16 protein-coding genes, 1 tRNA gene, 1 rRNA gene and 1 pseudogene are annotated in these 17,324 nt (G+C 56.4%); 12 read left to right on the top strand and 7 right to left on the bottom strand.

The annotated features are described in order from the left end of the window. Positions 1-27: 27 nt before the first annotated feature. The 3 genes from AC13C8_RS18475 to AC13C8_RS18465 all read left to right on the top strand — a co-directional run bounded on the left by AC13C8_RS18475 (position 28) and on the right by AC13C8_RS18465 (position 3,996). A complete protein-coding gene (locus tag AC13C8_RS18475) occupies positions 28-1,389 on the top strand; it encodes a glutamine synthetase family protein (protein WP_482848660.1) in 1,362 nt (453 codons plus the stop codon). An 82-nt stretch (positions 1,390-1,471) separates the two neighbouring features. Continuing rightward, a complete protein-coding gene (locus tag AC13C8_RS18470) occupies positions 1,472-2,854 on the top strand; it encodes an aldehyde dehydrogenase family protein (RefSeq protein ID WP_482848659.1) in 1,383 nt (460 codons plus the stop codon). Further along, the gene (locus AC13C8_RS18465) at positions 2,851-3,996 is read left to right on the top strand and encodes an iron-containing alcohol dehydrogenase (protein WP_482848658.1); all 1,146 of its coding nucleotides are present in this window, start codon (positions 2,851-2,853) and stop codon (positions 3,994-3,996) included. The genes AC13C8_RS18470 and AC13C8_RS18465 overlap by 4 nt, the downstream gene beginning before the upstream one ends. A gap of 47 nt (positions 3,997-4,043) precedes the next feature. Here the strand turns inward: AC13C8_RS18465 and AC13C8_RS18460 are convergent, their stop codons facing one another. From AC13C8_RS18460 to AC13C8_RS18450, 3 genes are all read right to left on the bottom strand, one after another. Then, on the bottom strand, positions 4,044-4,457 hold the full coding sequence (locus AC13C8_RS18460; RefSeq protein WP_091432718.1) for a universal stress protein: 414 nt from the start codon (positions 4,455-4,457) through the stop codon (positions 4,044-4,046). 116 nt (positions 4,458-4,573) lie between these two features. Continuing rightward, a complete protein-coding gene (locus AC13C8_RS18455; RefSeq protein WP_482848657.1) occupies positions 4,574-5,815 on the bottom strand; it encodes an AGE family epimerase/isomerase in 1,242 nt (413 codons plus the stop codon). Between the two features lie 39 nt (positions 5,816-5,854). After that, positions 5,855-6,880 (bottom strand): LacI family transcriptional regulator, encoded by a 1,026-nt coding sequence (locus AC13C8_RS18450; RefSeq protein WP_482848656.1) that lies wholly within the window; start codon positions 6,878-6,880, stop codon positions 5,855-5,857. A 193-nt stretch (positions 6,881-7,073) separates the two neighbouring features. Between AC13C8_RS18450 and AC13C8_RS18445 the strand changes: the two genes are divergently transcribed. The 3 genes from AC13C8_RS18445 to AC13C8_RS18435 all read left to right on the top strand — a co-directional run bounded on the left by AC13C8_RS18445 (position 7,074) and on the right by AC13C8_RS18435 (position 10,020). After that, positions 7,074-8,006 carry a carbohydrate kinase family protein gene (locus AC13C8_RS18445; protein ID WP_482848655.1) on the top strand — a complete coding sequence of 311 codons (933 nt, stop codon included), beginning with the start codon at positions 7,074-7,076 and terminating at the stop codon, positions 8,004-8,006. A gap of 531 nt (positions 8,007-8,537) precedes the next feature. After that, entirely contained in the window at positions 8,538-9,344 is an 807-nt protein-coding gene (locus AC13C8_RS18440; RefSeq protein WP_482848654.1) for a glycosyltransferase family 2 protein, read from the top strand. A gap of 4 nt (positions 9,345-9,348) precedes the next feature. After that, entirely contained in the window at positions 9,349-10,020 is a 672-nt protein-coding gene (locus AC13C8_RS18435; protein WP_177179365.1) for a sulfotransferase family 2 domain-containing protein, read from the top strand. A 111-nt stretch (positions 10,021-10,131) separates the two neighbouring features. Here AC13C8_RS18435 and AC13C8_RS18430 read toward each other — a convergent pair. Next, positions 10,132-10,481: pseudogene (locus AC13C8_RS18430) on the bottom strand (transposase); the annotation flags it as partial. Positions 10,482-10,588: 107 nt separating this feature from the next. Beyond that, positions 10,589-10,987 carry a c-type cytochrome gene (locus AC13C8_RS18425; protein ID WP_482848653.1) on the bottom strand — a complete coding sequence of 133 codons (399 nt, stop codon included), beginning with the start codon at positions 10,985-10,987 and terminating at the stop codon, positions 10,589-10,591. Positions 10,988-11,453: 466 nt separating this feature from the next. Here AC13C8_RS18425 and AC13C8_RS18420 point away from each other — a divergent pair, with 466 nt between their 5' ends. The 4 genes from AC13C8_RS18420 (at position 11,454) to AC13C8_RS18405 (ending at position 14,292) form a co-directional block, all read left to right on the top strand. Continuing rightward, on the top strand, positions 11,454-12,863 hold the full coding sequence (locus tag AC13C8_RS18420) for a sensor histidine kinase (protein ID WP_482848652.1): 1,410 nt from the start codon (positions 11,454-11,456) through the stop codon (positions 12,861-12,863). Continuing rightward, a complete protein-coding gene (locus tag AC13C8_RS18415; protein WP_091431834.1) occupies positions 12,860-13,468 on the top strand; it encodes a response regulator transcription factor in 609 nt (202 codons plus the stop codon). Before AC13C8_RS18420 ends, AC13C8_RS18415 begins: the two co-directional genes overlap by 4 nt. Before the next feature lie 91 nt (positions 13,469-13,559). Next, the gene (locus AC13C8_RS18410; protein WP_482848651.1) at positions 13,560-14,042 is read left to right on the top strand and encodes a GlcG/HbpS family heme-binding protein; all 483 of its coding nucleotides are present in this window, start codon (positions 13,560-13,562) and stop codon (positions 14,040-14,042) included. A gap of 173 nt (positions 14,043-14,215) precedes the next feature. Continuing rightward, a tRNA-Met gene (locus tag AC13C8_RS18405) sits at positions 14,216-14,292 on the top strand. A 217-nt stretch (positions 14,293-14,509) separates the two neighbouring features. Here the strand turns inward: AC13C8_RS18405 and AC13C8_RS18400 are convergent. Continuing rightward, the gene (locus AC13C8_RS18400; RefSeq protein WP_482848650.1) at positions 14,510-15,583 is read right to left on the bottom strand and encodes a hypothetical protein; all 1,074 of its coding nucleotides are present in this window, start codon (positions 15,581-15,583) and stop codon (positions 14,510-14,512) included. A 215-nt stretch (positions 15,584-15,798) separates the two neighbouring features. Between AC13C8_RS18400 and AC13C8_RS18395 the strand changes: the two genes are divergently transcribed. After that, positions 15,799-16,311, top strand: a complete 513-nt coding sequence (locus tag AC13C8_RS18395) for an acyloxyacyl hydrolase (protein WP_091433796.1) — start codon at positions 15,799-15,801, stop codon at positions 16,309-16,311. A 161-nt stretch (positions 16,312-16,472) separates the two neighbouring features. Then, positions 16,473-17,063, top strand: coding sequence for a hypothetical protein (locus tag AC13C8_RS18390; protein ID WP_482848649.1), 591 nt, complete (start codon positions 16,473-16,475; stop codon positions 17,061-17,063). Positions 17,064-17,209: 146 nt separating this feature from the next. Here the strand turns inward: AC13C8_RS18390 and rrf are convergent. Continuing rightward, a 5S ribosomal RNA gene (gene rrf / locus AC13C8_RS18385) occupies positions 17,210-17,324 on the bottom strand.

The following is a 17,324-nucleotide window of genomic DNA, read 5'->3' as shown; positions in this document are numbered from 1 at the left end:
GGCACACTTTCAAAAGGTTTTCACAAAATGTCACCCACACTTTCGTTTGATGATCTGAAGTCTCATGTCGCTGCTGGCGCAGTTGACACGGTTCTGGTTTGTTTTGTCGATATGCAGGGCCGTTTGATGGGCAAGCGGTTTCATGCGGGTCACTTTGTAGCGGGGGCCTGGGAGGAAACCCATTGCTGCAATTATCTTCTGGCGACGGATCTGGAGATGGGGACGCCTGATGGCTATGTTTCGACCGGTTGGGCGCGTGGGTATGGCGATTATGTGATGAAGCCTGATCTGGACACGCTGCGCCCGGTGCCCTGGCTGGACGGGACGGTGCTGGTGCTGTGCGATGTGCTGGATCACCACACGCATGAAGACGTGCCCCATTCGCCGCGCGCCATCCTGAAGCGTCAGGTGGCGCGTCTGGCCGAGATGGGCTTTGATGCGATGTGCGCGACCGAGCTGGAGTTTTTCCTGTTCGAGAAGAGCTTTGACGAGATTCGCAAAGCGGGTTTTCGCGACCTCGCCCCGATCTCGGGCTACAACGAAGATTACCACATCCTGCAAACGACGAAGGAAGAACACGTGATGCGGCCGATCCGCAATCACCTGTGGAATGCCGGGCTGCCGATCGAGAACTCGAAAGGCGAGGCGGAGTGCGGGCAGGAAGAGTTGAACATCAAATACGCGCCCGCACTTGAGACCGCAGCCTATCACTCCATCGCCAAGCACGCGGTGAAGGAAATCGCATGGCAGCAGGGACATGCCGCAAGTTTCCTGCCGAAATGGCACCATGACAGGGTCGGTTCGTCCAGCCATGTGCACCAGTCGCTGTGGAAAGACGGCAACCCCGCCTTTGCCGATGCCGATGACAAGCTGGGCATGTCGGCGCTGATGAAGAACTACATGGCGGGGCTTTTGAAATATGCGCCGGATTACACCTATTTCATGGCACCCTATATCAACAGCTACAAGCGGTTCATGAAGGGCACGTTTGCGCCGACGCGGATCATCTGGTCGGTGGACAACCGCACGGCGGGGTTCCGGCTGTGCGGCGAAGGCACCAAGGCAATACGCGTGGAATGCCGCATTCCGGGGTCCGACATGAACCCCTATCTGGCCATTGCCGGGATGCTGGCGGCCGGGATTGCAGGGATTGAGGAAGGGTTGGAGCTTCAGCCCCCGACCGTGGGCGATGTCTATCAAGGTGATACCGGCATGATCCCGGGCAACCTGCACACCGCCCGCGATGCGCTGCATGGGTCCACCATGTTGCGCGCCGCGATGGGGGATGAGGTCGTGGATCACTATTCCCGCGCGGCGGAGGTCGAGATCGAAGAGTTTGAGCGTGTTGTCACCGATTGGGAGATTGCGCGTGGGTTTGAGAGGGCATAAGGGGGCGCTGCCCCCCGCCTTCGGCGTCCCCCGGGATATTTTCAACAAGAAAATGCGGGGGTGTTTCAGAAATGAGGACAGAATGAAGCAGATATTGGAATGTATCTCTCCGATTGATGGATCGGTCTTTGCGACGCGCGAGACGCTGTCGCGGGACGATGCGGTTGCGGCGGTCGGGCGCGCGCGCGATGCGCAAGCTGCATGGGCGGCACGTCCGCTTCAGGAGCGGATTGATTTGGTGATGGCGGGGGTTGCCGCCGTGGGTGCGATGAATGACGAGATCGTGCCGGAGCTGGCCCATATGATGGGGCGCCCCGTGCGCTATGGCGGCGAATTTGGCGGGTTCAATGAACGTGCGTCTCATATGGCCAGCATCGCGACCGAGGCGCTGGCCGATATCGAGGTTGGCGAGGACGAGACATTCAAGCGCTATATCAAGCGGCTGCCGCATGGGGTCGTGTTCGTGGTCGCGCCCTGGAACTATCCTTACATGACGGCGATCAACACGGTGGCACCTGCGCTGATTGCGGGCAATACGGTCATGCTGAAACACGCCACCCAGACGCTTCTGGTGGGCGAACGGATGGCGGCGGCCTTCCATGCGGCAGGCATTCCCGAGCAGGTGTTCCAGAACGTGTTTCTGTCGCATGACGTGACCAATGATCTGATCGCGGGCAATGCGTTCGATTTTGTGAACTTCACCGGCTCGGTCGGTGGTGGACAGGCGATGGAGCGCGCGGCGGCTGGCACCTTTACCGGCGTGGGCACGGAACTGGGCGGTAAAGACCCCGGCTATGTGATGGAGGATGCCGATCTGGATGCGGCGGTCGAGACGCTGATCGACGGGGCGATGTTCAACGCAGGCCAGTGCTGCTGCGGGATCGAGCGGATCTATGTGCATGAAAGCCTGTTTGACGCGTTTGTCGCCAAGGCGGTCGAGATCGTGAAAGGCTACAAGCTGGGCAACCCGCTGGACCCGGAGACCACGCTTGGCCCGATGGCGCATGTGCGGTTCGCCGCCGAAGTGCGCGCCCAGATTGACGAGGCGCTGGCGGATGGCGCGACAGCGCATATCGACACCTTCCCGGAAGATGATGGCGGGACTTATCTGACGCCGCAGATCCTGACCAATGTCACCCATGACATGCGGGTGATGCGGGATGAGAGTTTTGGGCCGGTTGTCGGGATCATGGCCGTCAAGGACGATGCCGAGGCGATCCGCCTGATGAATGACAGCGAGTTTGGTCTGACAGCTTCGCTTTGGACGCGCAACCTGGAGCGTGCGCAAGCCGTGGGCGATCAGGTCGAGACCGGCACGGTCTTCATGAACCGGGCCGATTATCTTGATCCCGGCCTGTGCTGGACCGGCTGCAAGAACACCGGGCGTGGAGGCGGGTTGTCGGTGATCGGCTTCCACAACCTGACCCGTCCGAAATCCTATCATCTGAAAAAGGTAACACCATGAGCCTTCAAGGAAACTGGTCCTATCCGACCGCGATCAAGTTTGGTGCAGGCCGCATCAAGGAACTGCCCGAGGCCTGCGCGCAGGCGGGGATAAAGCGCCCCCTTCTGGTGACGGACAAGGGTCTGGCCGACCTGCCGATCACCAAGAACACGCTGGACATCATGGACGCCGCCGGGCTGGGCAGCGGTCTGTTCTCTGAGGTTGATCCCAACCCGAACGAGGCGAACTTGGTGGCGGGCGTCGAAGCCTTCAAGGCGGGCGCCCATGACGGGGTGATCGCCTTTGGCGGCGGCTCGGGGCTGGATCTGGGCAAGATGGTGGCCTTCATGGCCGGTCAGACCCGACCGATCTGGGATTTTGAGGATATCGGCGATTGGTGGACCCGCGCCGACGCGGGGGCCATCGCGCCCATCGTTGCCGTGCCGACCACGGCCGGCACCGGGTCCGAAGTGGGGCGCGCCAGCGTCATCACCAATGCGGACACGCATGAGAAGAAGATCATCTTCCACCCGAAGGTGCTGCCCAGTGTGGTGATCTGCGACCCGGAACTGACCGTCGGGATGCCGAAATTCATCACCGCTGGCACCGGGCTGGATGCCTTCGCCCATTGCGTCGAGGCCTATTCAAGCCCGCATTATCACCCGATGAGCCAGGGCATCGCACTTGAAGGGATGAAGCTGGTGATCGACAACCTGCGCCGCGCCTATGCGGACGGCACTGACATCGAAGCGCGGAGCCATATGATGAGCGCGGCGGCCATGGGCGCGACGGCCTTCCAGAAAGGGCTGGGTGCGATCCATGCGCTGAGCCACCCGATCGGCGCGATGTATCACACCCATCATGGCACAACCAACGCGATCTGCATGCCCGCGGTGTTGCGCTTCAACGCACCCGCGATCAAGGACCGCTTCGACCTGGCCGCCGGATACCTGGGCATCAAGGGCGGCTTTGACGGCTTCCAGTCCTTCGTGCAGGACTTCAACGACAGCATGACGATCCCCAAGCGGATCCGCGAGCTTGGCGTCAGCAACCCCGATATCGACACGCTGGTAAAAGGTGCCTTGATCGACCCCTCATGTGGCGGCAACCCGATCGAACTGACCAAAGAAAACATCACACAGCTCTTCAACGACGTAATCTGACGAACCCCCCTGAACTGCCCGGGACCCCCACCGGGCAGTTCAGTTTGTCAGTCTCGCGTTCGTTGAACATGCACGGCACACCGACAATGCCGAACCACCCGCGCTGCGGTCGATCCCAGGAAAAAGTCGCTCAGTCCCGGCTTGTGCGACCCAATCACGACGCAATCAAAGTCGTGCTCATGCGCATAGTCGATGATTGTGCGTGCCGTGTGTCCAGTCAGCAGAACGGGCGTGACCCCTTCCAAACCTTCAGTTTTTTTCATCAACATGCTGTGGGCGTGGTCGCGCCCAGCCTTTACGATATCGTCGTTCAGATAGGCGCTGACCGACGCTTGCGGGGCTTCATGGACGTGTAATGCGGTAATGTCGCCACCTTCTGCCAGAAGGTTTCTGGCGATCTCCAGTGTCTCGGGTGAGATGCCGTGGTCCAGCGCCATCGGGACAAGAATTTTCTTATACATTTGATCCTCTTTCAGACGTGTCGGGCCGATCAGTGATTGCCCGGTCAGACCGATCCATTGCACTGATTTGAAGAAGTCACACAATGACACACATCATATTGCGCGCATTTCTCCGCTTAGTTTTCAAGAATTCCACCTAGGTTGAGCGCCACGGACGACAACCCAGGCGTCAAGGGAAACAGGCATGCCTGGATCGAGTGATAGATGTCGGGTTTGCCATTGAATTGCGTGACCGACGGTTGACCCGTCGCGTCAATCTCTGGATACCAGCCGCCTCGTTCATGGTCGATGAAATGGATGTCCGCAAACTGCCACAGGCGGCTGTACCAATCGTTCTGCAAGCCTGATCCGTCGAGCTTCAGGAAGTTGGCAAGCACGCCTATCGCTTCCGTCACCGGCCACCAGTAACGGTCCCGGATCGCGGGTGCACCGCCAAAGTCCAGCGTATAGAACAGCCCGCCCTTTTTGACATCCCAAGCATCAATCCATGCACGTTCAGTCAGCGCCCATGCACTTTCGTATGACCCATCGTCAGGACGCCCGCGCAGATCCCAATACTGCAACAGGAGCCGCGCAAGCTCGAAAGAATGGCCCGGTGTGGTGCCGGCCGGACGGAACATGGGATTGCCGGAGTAGCCTCGATCAACCTGCCAGTCTTCCATATAGTGCTCGGGCAGACGCCAGCTTTCCGGCGGGCCGATCTTGCCGATGAAGAATGCAAGAATGCGACCGGCCTGTTCCAGATACCGATCTCGCCCGGTTGCCTCATAGGCGGTCAACAAAGCCTCAACCCCGTGCATATTCGCGTTCATGCCGCGGTAAGTCGAAAACGGCGACCAGTCGCGGTTCCATTCATCCGCGAACAACCCTGCATCGTCTTCCCAAAACTTCTGTTCAAGAATATTTGTCACGTCGTCGATCAGGCGATCCGCGTCGGGATGCCCGGCCAGCTTGGCGCTGGCCCCGGCCAGAAGCACGAACACATGCCCATAAGCGAGCTTGCGATCATCCTGCACCGCATCGCCATCCAACGCCCAGAGATATCCGCCGTGATCCGCGTCGCGATGATGGCTCCAAAGATAGTCCATCCCAGCGTCAATCACCGCATCGCATCCGTTTAACCCCGCCAGTTTTCCCAACGCATAGGCGTGGGTCAAACGCGTGGTTGTGTGAAGCTCCTGCAGAGTGCCCGAAAGGGGTGTGCCGTCATGGCCAAGCACATGGAACCCACCATTGGATCGCAGACTTGCGTTGAAGAATGCGAACTGCCGCTTTGCGTCGGTGATCAGTTGATCGCGATGTTCGGGCGTGCCGAATTGGTGTCGGGGCGCGGGCGTAAGCGGATGATGTGTCGTCATGGAAAACCTCTGCGAATTGGGTGCTTAAGCTGCGCGTATCTAGCCCGTGGTGACAGATGTTTGGGTTGGCGCGGTCATAGCTGGATGAACAAGCTGAAGATCGGCTGCCGGGACCCCGTTGATCCGATCAATAATCATTTGGGCCAAAGACCGCCCCGCTGCTGATAAATCTTCATGCAGGCTGTCCACGCGCGGACGGACAAAGTCGAACACGCCGGAGGTCTGCTTGACCACAACATGCACATCGCGCCCCACGATCAGTCCCGCATCCTGAATGGCAGCCAGCCCAGCCAATGCAGATACATCACCCGGAAAGATCAACCCATCCGGCGCGTTTGCGGCCTGCAACCGCTTGCCCAACTGCTTCGAAATATCATGTCCGTCGCTATCCAGCGTCATCCCGCTGAGGATCTCATGATCGACCCCCGCGACGCGCACTGCCGTCATGAAGCCATGCAGCAGGTGATGATGAAACATGAACCGGTCTTCAGGAAGAAGAATCGCCAACCGCTTTGCCCCGCGCGCGATCAGCAATTCGGCGGCTTGCTTACCAAAGGCCTGGTTGTCAAAGTCAACAAAAGCGTGCGGCGTAGCCAGTTCAGATCGCCCATGCGTGACAAAGGGAAACCCGGCCTCGGACAGAAATCGGATGCGACTGTCATCCGGGCAGGTGCGCGAAAAGATAATACCGTCCGCCAGATTGTTCCGAACGATCCTTTCGATCCGGTCCAGCGATTTATCGGCCCCGTGATCAGGCCAAACCAGCAAGTCAAAGGGCGTGCCAAGCAATCCCGCGCTGATGCCACCAACAAGCAAGTTCCCGAACCCGAGAATCTCATTATGTGGCGGAAGAATTAGATTGATCACGAAAGTTCGCCCTGTGCGCAGGCGTTGTGCCGCGCGATCCGGTGCGTATCCCAAATCCTCGGCTGCCTTGCGCACCTGGGCGCGGGTCTGTTCCGACATCTTGACGTCATTTGCCAATGCGCGCGAGACAGCGCCGACCGAAATGCCCAACCGATCGGCGATGGTGCGTTGCGTGGGCCGGTTTTTCTGTGCTGACATCCACTTCACCTGACTGCTAGGCCTTTAGGATACAATTTTTAACGTTTTAATCAATAAGAATGCTAACGATAGAATGGCGCAAAACCCTAATAAATATCTGCAAATATGCCAATTCCGTCAGGCTTTTGTTGACTCGAGGCAAGTTTATATCGTTATAAATGATGATCCAAACCGATAATCGAAGGACTGGCACATGATTCTCTGCTGTGGCGAAGCACTGATTGATATGATCCCCACGCCAACGCGGATGGGCCAAGATGGATTTGTGCCGCATTCTGGCGGGGCTGTGTTCAATACGGCCATTGCCTTGGGGCGGTTGGGCGTCAGCACGGGGATGCTGACCGGGCTATCGACCGACATGTTCGGCACCCAACTGGAACAGGCGCTTGGGGCCAGTCATGTTGACACATCGTTGACAATAAAGTCCGACCGCCACACGACGCTGGCCTTCGTCAAGCTGACCGACGGCCACGCAACATACTCTTTCTTCGACGAAAACTCGGCGGGTAGGATGCTCGCGCCAAGTGACCTACCAACTCTGCCAGACGGCGTAACAACGCTCTATTTTGGTGGCATCAGCCTTGCCTGCGAACCGGGTGCCGACACCTATGCGCATCTTGCCGAACGCGATGCGAGGGATCGATTTGTCATGCTGGACCCGAACATTCGCCCCAGTTTCATCGAGGACGTCGAACGCTACAAACACCGTCTCAGTCGTATGTTGGCCGTGTCGGACATCGTGAAAGTGTCGGATGAAGATCTTGACTGGATTCAGCCCGGTCCCGGCGATCTGGCCAGCAAGGCGGGGCAACTGCTGGAGACTGGACCGTCCGTCGTTATCGTAACCAAGGGGTCCAAGGGGGCCGTTGCCTTTGCGGCAAACGGGGTTGATGCATCTGCGCCCAGCCAACGGGTTACGGTCGTTGACACCGTTGGCGCAGGCGACACATTCAACGCAGGCGTGTTGGCAAAGCTGTCCGAAATGGGTTTGCTGAACAAGGCCGCCATACGCGAAATCTCGGCAGACCAATTGCAGGCCGCCTTGACCCTTGGTGCGCGGATCGCAGCCTTTACGGTGTCACGCGCTGGCGCGAACCCTCCTTGGATGGACGAGTTGCAAGCCTGACGCGGGACTTTGCGAAAGCAAGGTTATCACTCAGAATGCGTCGGGCGATGTCGGCACAAAGGCGCGAAGACATGGACGGTCGGAGACGGTCGGATGAGCCTGACTTCGTGCTGTCACCTGTGCGGATTGTGACTTCTGGCGTGACCTCAAACAACGTTGAACATCCATATTCTGCCTGTGACCGCCATTCGAAAAACACGCTGCCCATCAGGGGATCTGACACCGAAGCTCACTAAACACGCGCTGAATTTGCTTTCGACAGTTCGCTCACCCGCAGCCACCAAGCAGAGCTATTCAACGTAACGCACAACGCCAAAGAAGAAGAACCTGCACGCGCGTTCGGCTTTGCCGTTCACATGGATTTCGGGAAGTGTAATGTCGCCTTTTTCACTGTTGAACAGAGCGTCTCTGGATCAATGTGCCTTGAGGCCAAACCCGCATGTGCTAAAACCTGTAGTTGTTATGTGAGAAGACCAACGGGTCAACCGCCCTGCAATCAAACAAGAAAGATAGTAATATATGGCGTTATTCATGACTCTTCTTGTCCGTGACGAAGAGGATATTCTCGAAGCCAATCTGAGCTATCATCTTGCCCAAGGCGTTGATCATGTAATTGTCACCGACAACCTCAGCGTCGACCGCTCGCCCGATATCATTCAGCCCTATGTCGATCAGGGTGTGGCAACATATATCCGTGAGACCGACGATACTTACTCTCAATCGAGATGGGTTAGCAGAATGGCCGCCATGGCCCATGAAGCTGGTGCTGACTGGGTGATACACTGTGACGCCGACGAGTTTTGGATGGCACCCGAAACCAGCCTCAAAAAGTGGTTCGCGCGACAATGGTGGCACAACATAATCTCCGCAAATCGGCACGATTTTATCTGCCTGGAAGATGACGGCTCGCCATTCTGGCAGCGCATGGTCTACCGCAAGTCCTCTTCCACCAACCCGCTTGGCCTACCTCTGCCGCCCAAGGTGGCCCATCGCGCTAATTCCGGGCTAACGGTCGCGCAAGGAAACCACGCAGTGTCCGGGTTTCTCTGGCCGCGCATACAAATGTCAAATCTGGAAATCTTACATTTTCCTTTGCGTTCGCGCGAACAGTATATCCACAAAATCGAAAAAGGTGGTCGGGCCTACACCAACAACACCGAGCTCGATCACTCTGTTGGCAATACTTGGCGCAAGCAATACACGGAACTACAGGAAACCGGCACGCTCACATTCCTTGAAAACAACATCGTTTCTGTCGAAGCGCTGCAGAGCCAGTTGGCAGACGGTGCAGCCTTGGTCGACAAGCGGTTGGCAACTTTTTTGGAAGGTAGAGGGTAGAACATTGCCGGCTGCAATTCTTGATATTCATAAACTGGCATTTTTCAGTGTTCCAAAGGCTGGAAGCACATCAATGAAGATGGTCCTTTACGAACTCGAACATGGCAAGCAATGGTCTGGCGACCCCGATCACGTGCATCCTCAGTTTCCAACCTACCCAATCCGCGAGGATGATTTCAAAGCGACAGAGGGGTTCTGGCGTTACGCGATCATCCGAGACCCTATATCACGGCTTCTTTCGGCCTATGGTAACCGCGTACATCACCATCACGACATCCGCAAAAATGCTGCTCCGCGTCGGTTCGAACAACTGCTCTTTCATCTGCGACATCCCGGTCTCTCGCTCTATCCTGATCGGGATTCCTTTTTCTGCAAGCTCGAACGATACCAGACTCTGTCCTATTCTATTTGGCATCATACGGCGCCCATCAGCACATTTATTGGCAACGATCTGGATCGGTTTGACGCCATCTTTAGGTTGGAGGACATTCCTTTGTTGGAAGAACAACTGAGCAGCCTTGTTGGAAGGCGGATCATCCTTCCGCGTGAACAGACCGAAGGAGAGAAAGTCGAATTTGATATGCTTTCCCCAACGGCACAGGCAGCCATTCTTTCACATACAAGGACCGATTATGAGCTTTTGAAAGATTACTACCAAGCGCCAATCCAGTCATGACCCCAGAATAGCTCGGCACGTCTTAGACGCCCGCGGGGTTCCGACAGTTTTCATAGTGGATCTGGACCTGTCACAGTTTGATGCCGCTCCGACTGGTCATTTAAGCGGCCCGACGATTTCAAGTTTCTCAGATGCGGCATATCCCATTCGGGGTCGCCCCCCCCATCGCCCAGCATGCCTTTTTAAGCTGACGCAGTTCGAGTGTCTGTTCGACCACAGCTTCCTTCAGACCGCGGCTTCAGGTTGCACCCTATCGCCTGCCAGACGTCGCTCGCCAGCCTCCATGCAGTCCTTGGGCCATTTGCATTGGATGCCTTGGAAATCTCCTCGCGTCGGCACAGCTCGGCAATGCTGTCTTCGCCCTTCAGGCCGTCCAGCATGATCCTGATTTTCTTTTCCGCAGAATATTGCTTACGGGTGGCGCGGCGGATAGGTGCAGATGTCAGACACTTCATTTTCATGGTCGCCTTCACGTCAATCTCGGTCAGGACCCCGAAAAGCCGCATCAGCCAGTACCTTGCACGCCCCGCCAGGAACGGGCGCAGCAACCATCCAGTTGACCTGACCGTTAATGCATATCACCCATCATCGCCGCAATCTCGTCCGGAATATCTTCCTCTGAAAACTTCGCCTGCTCTTCGGCGTCATGAACAAAGGCAATGATTGCGGCCAATTCATCACCATCAAGTTCGATGACATAACCCAGCTCGTCGCGCTGCATCTCAACCATCGTTTCTGCGCCGCGCCACATGCGAGCAGTAAATTCAAACGGGTTCATCGGAACATCCATGAATTCAGCATCCAGCACTGGTGCGTCCGTTCCACCGACACCATTGATGGAATGGCAAACGACGCAACCTTTAGAGGCGAAAAGGCTTCGGCCTTCTACAGAATTCATCTCTGGCAAATACAACCCAGTTGCCAGTGTCGTCGACTGAACATTGTGGTCATCCGCCAGGGATGGCAAGGCAAGCGCCGACAGAAGTGTCGATGCGAAAAACGCTCTTGTAAGTGACATGTTAGATTCCTTTCAGTTGCTGTTGGTCTGATCTTCAATCGCTTCGTGTCCGTCGGCAGAGTTATTTTGGGTTCGAATGCAGCCTAAACTTAGAGAGCGTGTAGCTCATCTGGTTGGTTTGATTATGCCGTGCGTCTGCGGTGATGCGAGCCCGTGTTTTGAGCGTCTCTCGTTTAACCCTTTCCCTTTGATTTAGAATGGCTTTGCCCTCGCCCGAATTAAACATCAGCAGGTGTGACGTTGCTCGGGCTCTCGTGGAGACCGTAGAAATACGGATTGGTGATCGCTGCGTCACCTGCGATGAAGGCGCATGATGTCTTCAAACGCGAACAATACCTGGCGATACCTTGGGCTATGGGCTCTTGCCGTTGCATTTGCGCTTAGTGGGCTGGCGCTTGTCGAACGACAAAGTTTGGTGCGCGAACTGAGTACCAAAAGCGCTACGCTTCACCGCTTGGCCTCTCAACGCGCGGATCAGCATGATGCGCATCTGACGTCATTATCCGCGATCTTTATCGCCGGTGGGAGCGCGCGTCAGGATTTGTTGTTGGACGTGGCAACAACGATCATGCGGTTCTATCCGCGCATTTCCTCGGTAAATGTGATCCCGTTTAGTCCGTCAGACCCGGTGATCCAAACGCTGCCGGGCCTTGCGAGCGAAGATGCGGCGTTGGTGGTTCAAATGGCGCGTGGCTCGACCGGAGCCTTGCAGGTGCAGCAAATGCCGGCCATGCCTAACCACTATATGGTCATTAAACGAACACCTAATACAGATGCAGCACAGCACGCGTTGGCATTGGTCATTGATGCACGCGCGCTGCTGGCGACCGACGATCCGTTCTGGCAAGAGCCGTCTGTTTCTTTGCGCTTGCTGACACCAGACGGGCAAACTACGCTGGTTGGTGAGTTGCCGCATGGCGAAGCCGGGTTTTCAAAACAACTTGGAAGCCAGTCGCAGCCGTTCATTTTTGAGACCGCCCTTAGCATTCGTCTTGCAGATATTTTGCCACCGGGAAAGGTCCTGACCGCAGTTTTGCTGGTCTCAGCCTTGTTTTTTGTATCCGTCCTCGGACTAAAGCAACGCGCGCGCACCAAAGACGCCGAAAGCCGAGCCACACTGAGTGCACAGGAGACCCGATTGGCACACGCATCGCGCGTCAATGCGATGGGTGAAATGGCCAGCGGTATGGCGCATGAGTTGGCGCAGCCGTTGACAGCAATTCTCAGCCAAGCGCAGGCGGGGCGGCATCTGGTGCGACGGGGGGACGTTAACCGTTTGGGCACAGTGCTGGATGACACTATCGCGCAGGCACAGCGGGCGGCAGACATTCTTGACCGCCTGCGGCGTTGGAGCAAACCAAACCGCGCGCCCTCAAAACCTTGTGCGCTGCATGATGCAGCTGAATCCGTAAAGCGTTTGCTGGCGCTGGAAGCCAAGAGCTGCGACGCCACGATCACGCTGTCGCTTCAGGAAGCGCCGCTATTCATTGATGCCGACCCGGTTGAGCTGGAGCAGGTCGTCTTCAACCTTGTCCGCAATGCGCTTGATGCTTCGCAAGGCGCACAAATCACGATCCGAACTGCGGTTAATGGAGGGTTGGCGATCTTGGATGTCACCGACACCGGGCCGGGCGTTCCTGATGAGATCAAGCTACGTATCTTTGAACCATTCGTCACCGGAAAGACGGACGGAACGGGGCTCGGTTTGGCCCTGTGTCAACGCTTGGTCGAGGAAATGGGGGGCGATATTGCTCTCATAGATGATACTGCGAAGACCACGTTCCGATTGACCTTGCCATTATCAGCCAAGACGATGTCGCCATGAACAAATATGTCTACTTGGTCGACGATGATAAAGCGGTCCGCAGCGCCCTGACGCTTTTGCTCGAGACTGTTGGGCTTCAGGTGCGCAGCTTTGCTTCCCCTGAAGTTTTCCTGAATCAGACGGCAAGTCTCGCACCTGGATGTCTTGTCCTTGATATTCGGATGCCCGCGATCTCGGGCCTGAAGCTGCAAGAGAAACTGACCGACCAAGGCATGACTTGGCCCACTGTCGTCATCTCCGGGCATGGCGATATCGAGGCTTGCAGGCGTGCGTTTCGCAATGGCGCGATTGATTTCCTCAGCAAGCCCATCGACGAGCAAGATTTAATCGATGCGATTCAAAAGGGCCATGCAGAGCTTGCACGGCAACAACAGGACCTGGCGGAACGGGCAGAAGCCGTGGCCTTGGTTCGGCATCTCTCGGTGCGGGAACTAGAGGTGCTTGAGATGATTGCGAAGGGTCTGACCACAAAGCAAATCGCCGACGCGCTTGGCCTGTCACCGCGCACGGTCGAAAGCCACCGCGCCGCGATTGCGGCGAAGGCAGGAACGTCTTCGGCGGCCGAATTAACGCGATACTGGCTGGAAGCGAACGCCGATCAGTAGAAATACGGAGATCCTTGCGGGTGCTACGAATGTTGTGACCAAAGGGTTGGGGTTAAAACGGGAGCATCAGTTCAACAAAAGGAAACATCCGATGATCCGCGCACTTACACTTGCTGCCGCAATATTAACGCCTGTCGCCGCTTTTGCGCAGGACTTGCCAACGGCCCCCTACCTTCCGCTCAGCATGGCGACACAAGCCGCTCAAACCGCAGTCGAGGCTTGCTCGGCCGAAGGTTATAACGTCAGCGTCGCGATTGTCGCCCGCAGCGGCGTGACCAAAGTCATTTTGCGCGCCGATAACGCAGGCCCGCACACCGTTGGATCAAGCACCGGCAAGGCGTTTACCTCTGCAAGCATGGGACGTGACACGACTGGCTTGGCTGGGTTCATCGGCGAAAAACCCGAGAACGGTGGTCTGCGTGATATGGACAGCCGTCTGGTCATCCAAGCAGGTGGTTTGCCGATCAAGATCGGTGGCGCACTTGTTGGTGGCATCGGTGTCGGCGGCGCGCCATCGGGTGCCATTGACGAGACCTGCGCGCGCGCTGGCCTTGATGCAATCGGCGCGGAATAGCCCAAACTTGACCCGCCTCTTGATGAGGCGGGTCACCGACGCAATCAGAAAGATCAACGCGGATGCGCGCCGTTCGGCTGACACACATCTTTTCAAGCTCCCTTTTTGTTCCTGTTTTTTTTGCCGAATGCGCTTGTAGTCCTGAAATCAGCGGCCTATATACACCGCATTGGCGCGGGATGGAGCAGCCCGGTAGCTCGTCAGGCTCATAACCTGAAGGTCGTAGGTTCAAATCCTACTCCCGCAACCAACAAAAGCCAGTAAGATCAATGCGTTAACGACCACCTTCGGGTGGCTTTTTGCGTTGCCGGTTTGGGCGGTGCTACGCTGGTGCTACATTTAGGACTCTAAAAAGGCATTATGTGAGTCGGGGCGGGAAGCCGACGTTCTCTGCGAGTGCAGTATCGAAAAGCAGCTACGCAATAAGCGGTCATTCAGAAAACGCTGATTCAGCCGAAAACGTCAAATCAACGGTTTGTATCATTGTACCACCCAACTTGCTGCCAATCCGTCCCGTCCAACCAAACTGCCCCTTCAGATCGACGATAACAGGACTCGCCATTCACGCCGCCGGGCCATGTGTTCCGTTCAGCGACCATTATCCATACTGGCTCCGCCTCGTGCTCATCTACATACCGCAGTAGCACTGCCTCATCGATCACAACTGCTGTTTGATGCTCACAAGGACGCTGCGATTGAAGCACTGTGTTGCCATTCGCGTCTTCAAAATATTGTGGCCCTCTCCCTGACATGTTCACGCCAAGCTCATCCGCAAACCATTTCTGCGGCATATAATTGGAGAAACCGTCGGGTAGAGTTTTGTCGATATTGCTTTCCCAGTGATAGTTAGAAATCGGTATGGCAAATTCACAACCCGCTGGGGCTTTCCAAATATGCTTATCAAACTTTTCGCCTTGCCAGGTATCACGCCAATACGCCTCGCCAAGGTAGGGACCATTTGTGAAGCCACGTGGTTGAAAGTCATGTACGTGCAAGTGACCTTCTCGTTCGAGATAAGCGGCAAACTCAGACGCATATCCCTTCTTTAGAAGCACACAGTAGAAGAACCTGAATTCATCATACCGTTTGCCATGACCACGATTGGTTGGTTTGCTATAGTGTTCTTCCGCTTGGTGGAACTCGTATAGGACCAGCCAACGCTTTCCGTTTGCATCCACACGTACCAGTTTTTCAGACATAGAATGTGTTGGGTCTTCGGTGAAAGGCCATTGTTTTAGATCGGCTTCCTGCACCTTTGGGAGTGTGATCTTAGGTTCAGACATCCAGCCAGCATCCAGACGCATCCCGGGGTGGTACCTAGTCTCCGTCGGCAGGACCGTCGGTTCAATATTTCTACGATATTCATTGTGGCTGTACTTGAATTGGTGAGGCCGCTCCGGCCAACCTTCAATAGTCCAATAATTGTCCGCCAAACGAGCCTGTAGCTCATCCAATGCGATACGTTGGTACTTTTTGCCAATGCGTTCTAGATCGTTTTCATGCCGAGAATAGCCACCACCATGACCATCTCTCGGAAACAACTCCTTGGTTCAGCCAAGTTCGTATGTCTTCCCGAGTTTGGTCATTGCACAGCGCATACAAGAACAACGACCGAGCAAGCCGATGCTTGAGGCGAGTGCTTTCGTCTTTCAGGTAGATGTCCGCAGCCGCAAGATACGGCAAGCCGATGTGATGTCGGGCACGTGACTTTGCTATTTGCTCAGGTTACTTGTCTGAGAACATGGAAGGATGCACGATGGATGGCACGCTCGCGGTCTTGTTTCTGCTGACCGGTTTGATCGATATGTGGGTCAATTACTGCGACACGGGTTGCATGAAACCCGCATCCATCGTGGCACGCCATGTTGCCTCAGCAGGAAAACTGATATTCGAGGCCGATTCCATCGGGGCCGAGGCTTACTATCGCCACGACCTGCCGCTCAGCTTCGGCCCTTTTCAACCCTCCATCGGCGCCTCGGTGGACAGTCTGGGCGATGTGTGGATCGGTGTGGGCGCGGTGAATGCGTTTCATTTGTGGGGCGGGAGGTCGTTTGCGCAGTTTTCCTTCATGCCCGGCATCTGGCTGCGCGATGATGGGCCAATGCTGGGCCATCCGGTCGAGTTTCGTTCGGGCATAGATGCCGGATATGAGCGCGCGGACGGGGTGCGTTACAGCCTCTCGCTTGATCATCGGTCGAATGGTGACATCGCGCCCATTAATCCGGGCCTGGAAACGCTTCAGCTTCGCGTATCAATCCCCAACCCATAGCTAACCGTCCGCTCCGGCGCCCGATTTGCCGAAACGCGGAAACGAGCGCATAGTTAGGTGTGAAGATTTGTTCAGCACTGATAACCACTTGCTTCATCGCGCTCGCAAACACCTTGCCCGCGCGCGCGGTCAGTTACGATACGCTTCTAAACACCCCCACAATGGATCCCTGTCACCTGTTCACGGCGGAGGCGGACATGGTGGTGCTCTACCTCGATATGGGGTCCGAAGGCGAAGTGCAGATCAGCCTGCCCCGTGATTATCTGGAAGATCGCGCCGATCAGCAAAGCGGGTTGCGGCACGGGTCGGTGCTGTTGCGGGTGATGCTGACGAATTTCCTGCCTGTTAGCCGTGCGCAAGCGCGCAGGATGTCTGCAACGCAACGGGGATCGTCTGAACAGGCAGCGTTTATCACCATTCTGATCGGTGACTTCCAAAACCTGGAGACACGGTCGAGAACACTGACCGAAGGAGGGCCGAAAGCCGCCCCGAATGATCTGGGCCTGATTCCAATGACCAACACGGATGCCAACCCGCAACGCGAAATCTATGTCGGCATACATCCCAATGGCACACCCCGTGCAATCATCGAATGTTCGCCCTCCAAGAGCCTGTCCCGGCGCAGCTGCACCCACGAGCTGCGTGCCAGCGGTGTCGCTGTGGTGCTGGATTACAGGGCTGATGTGCTGCCGATGTGGGAGGATGTCCAGTTGCGGGTGGAGCGGTTTCTTGGATGTGCGGTGGGGGGGTGAGGCGCGTGGTGGTCCCTCAGCAGATCAGTCCACGATATCGAGGACCTTCGCCCCCCCTTCCAACGACAAAACCGCCCCGGCCTGGTGAGGCACGGGGCGGTTTTGCGTATTGTTATCGTATTGAGAGAATGTTGGCTTTTTACTAGGTTTGGCGGTGACCTACTCTCCCACGTCTTGAGACGCAGTACCATTGGCGCGACAGTGCTTAACTTCCGAGTTCGGGATGGGATCGGGTGTTTCACTTGTGCTGTGACCACCAAA

The sequence above is a fragment of the Aliiroseovarius sp. B-4 genome (assembly GCF_056857795.1).
This window is presented reverse-complemented; position numbering and strand designations above follow the sequence as displayed.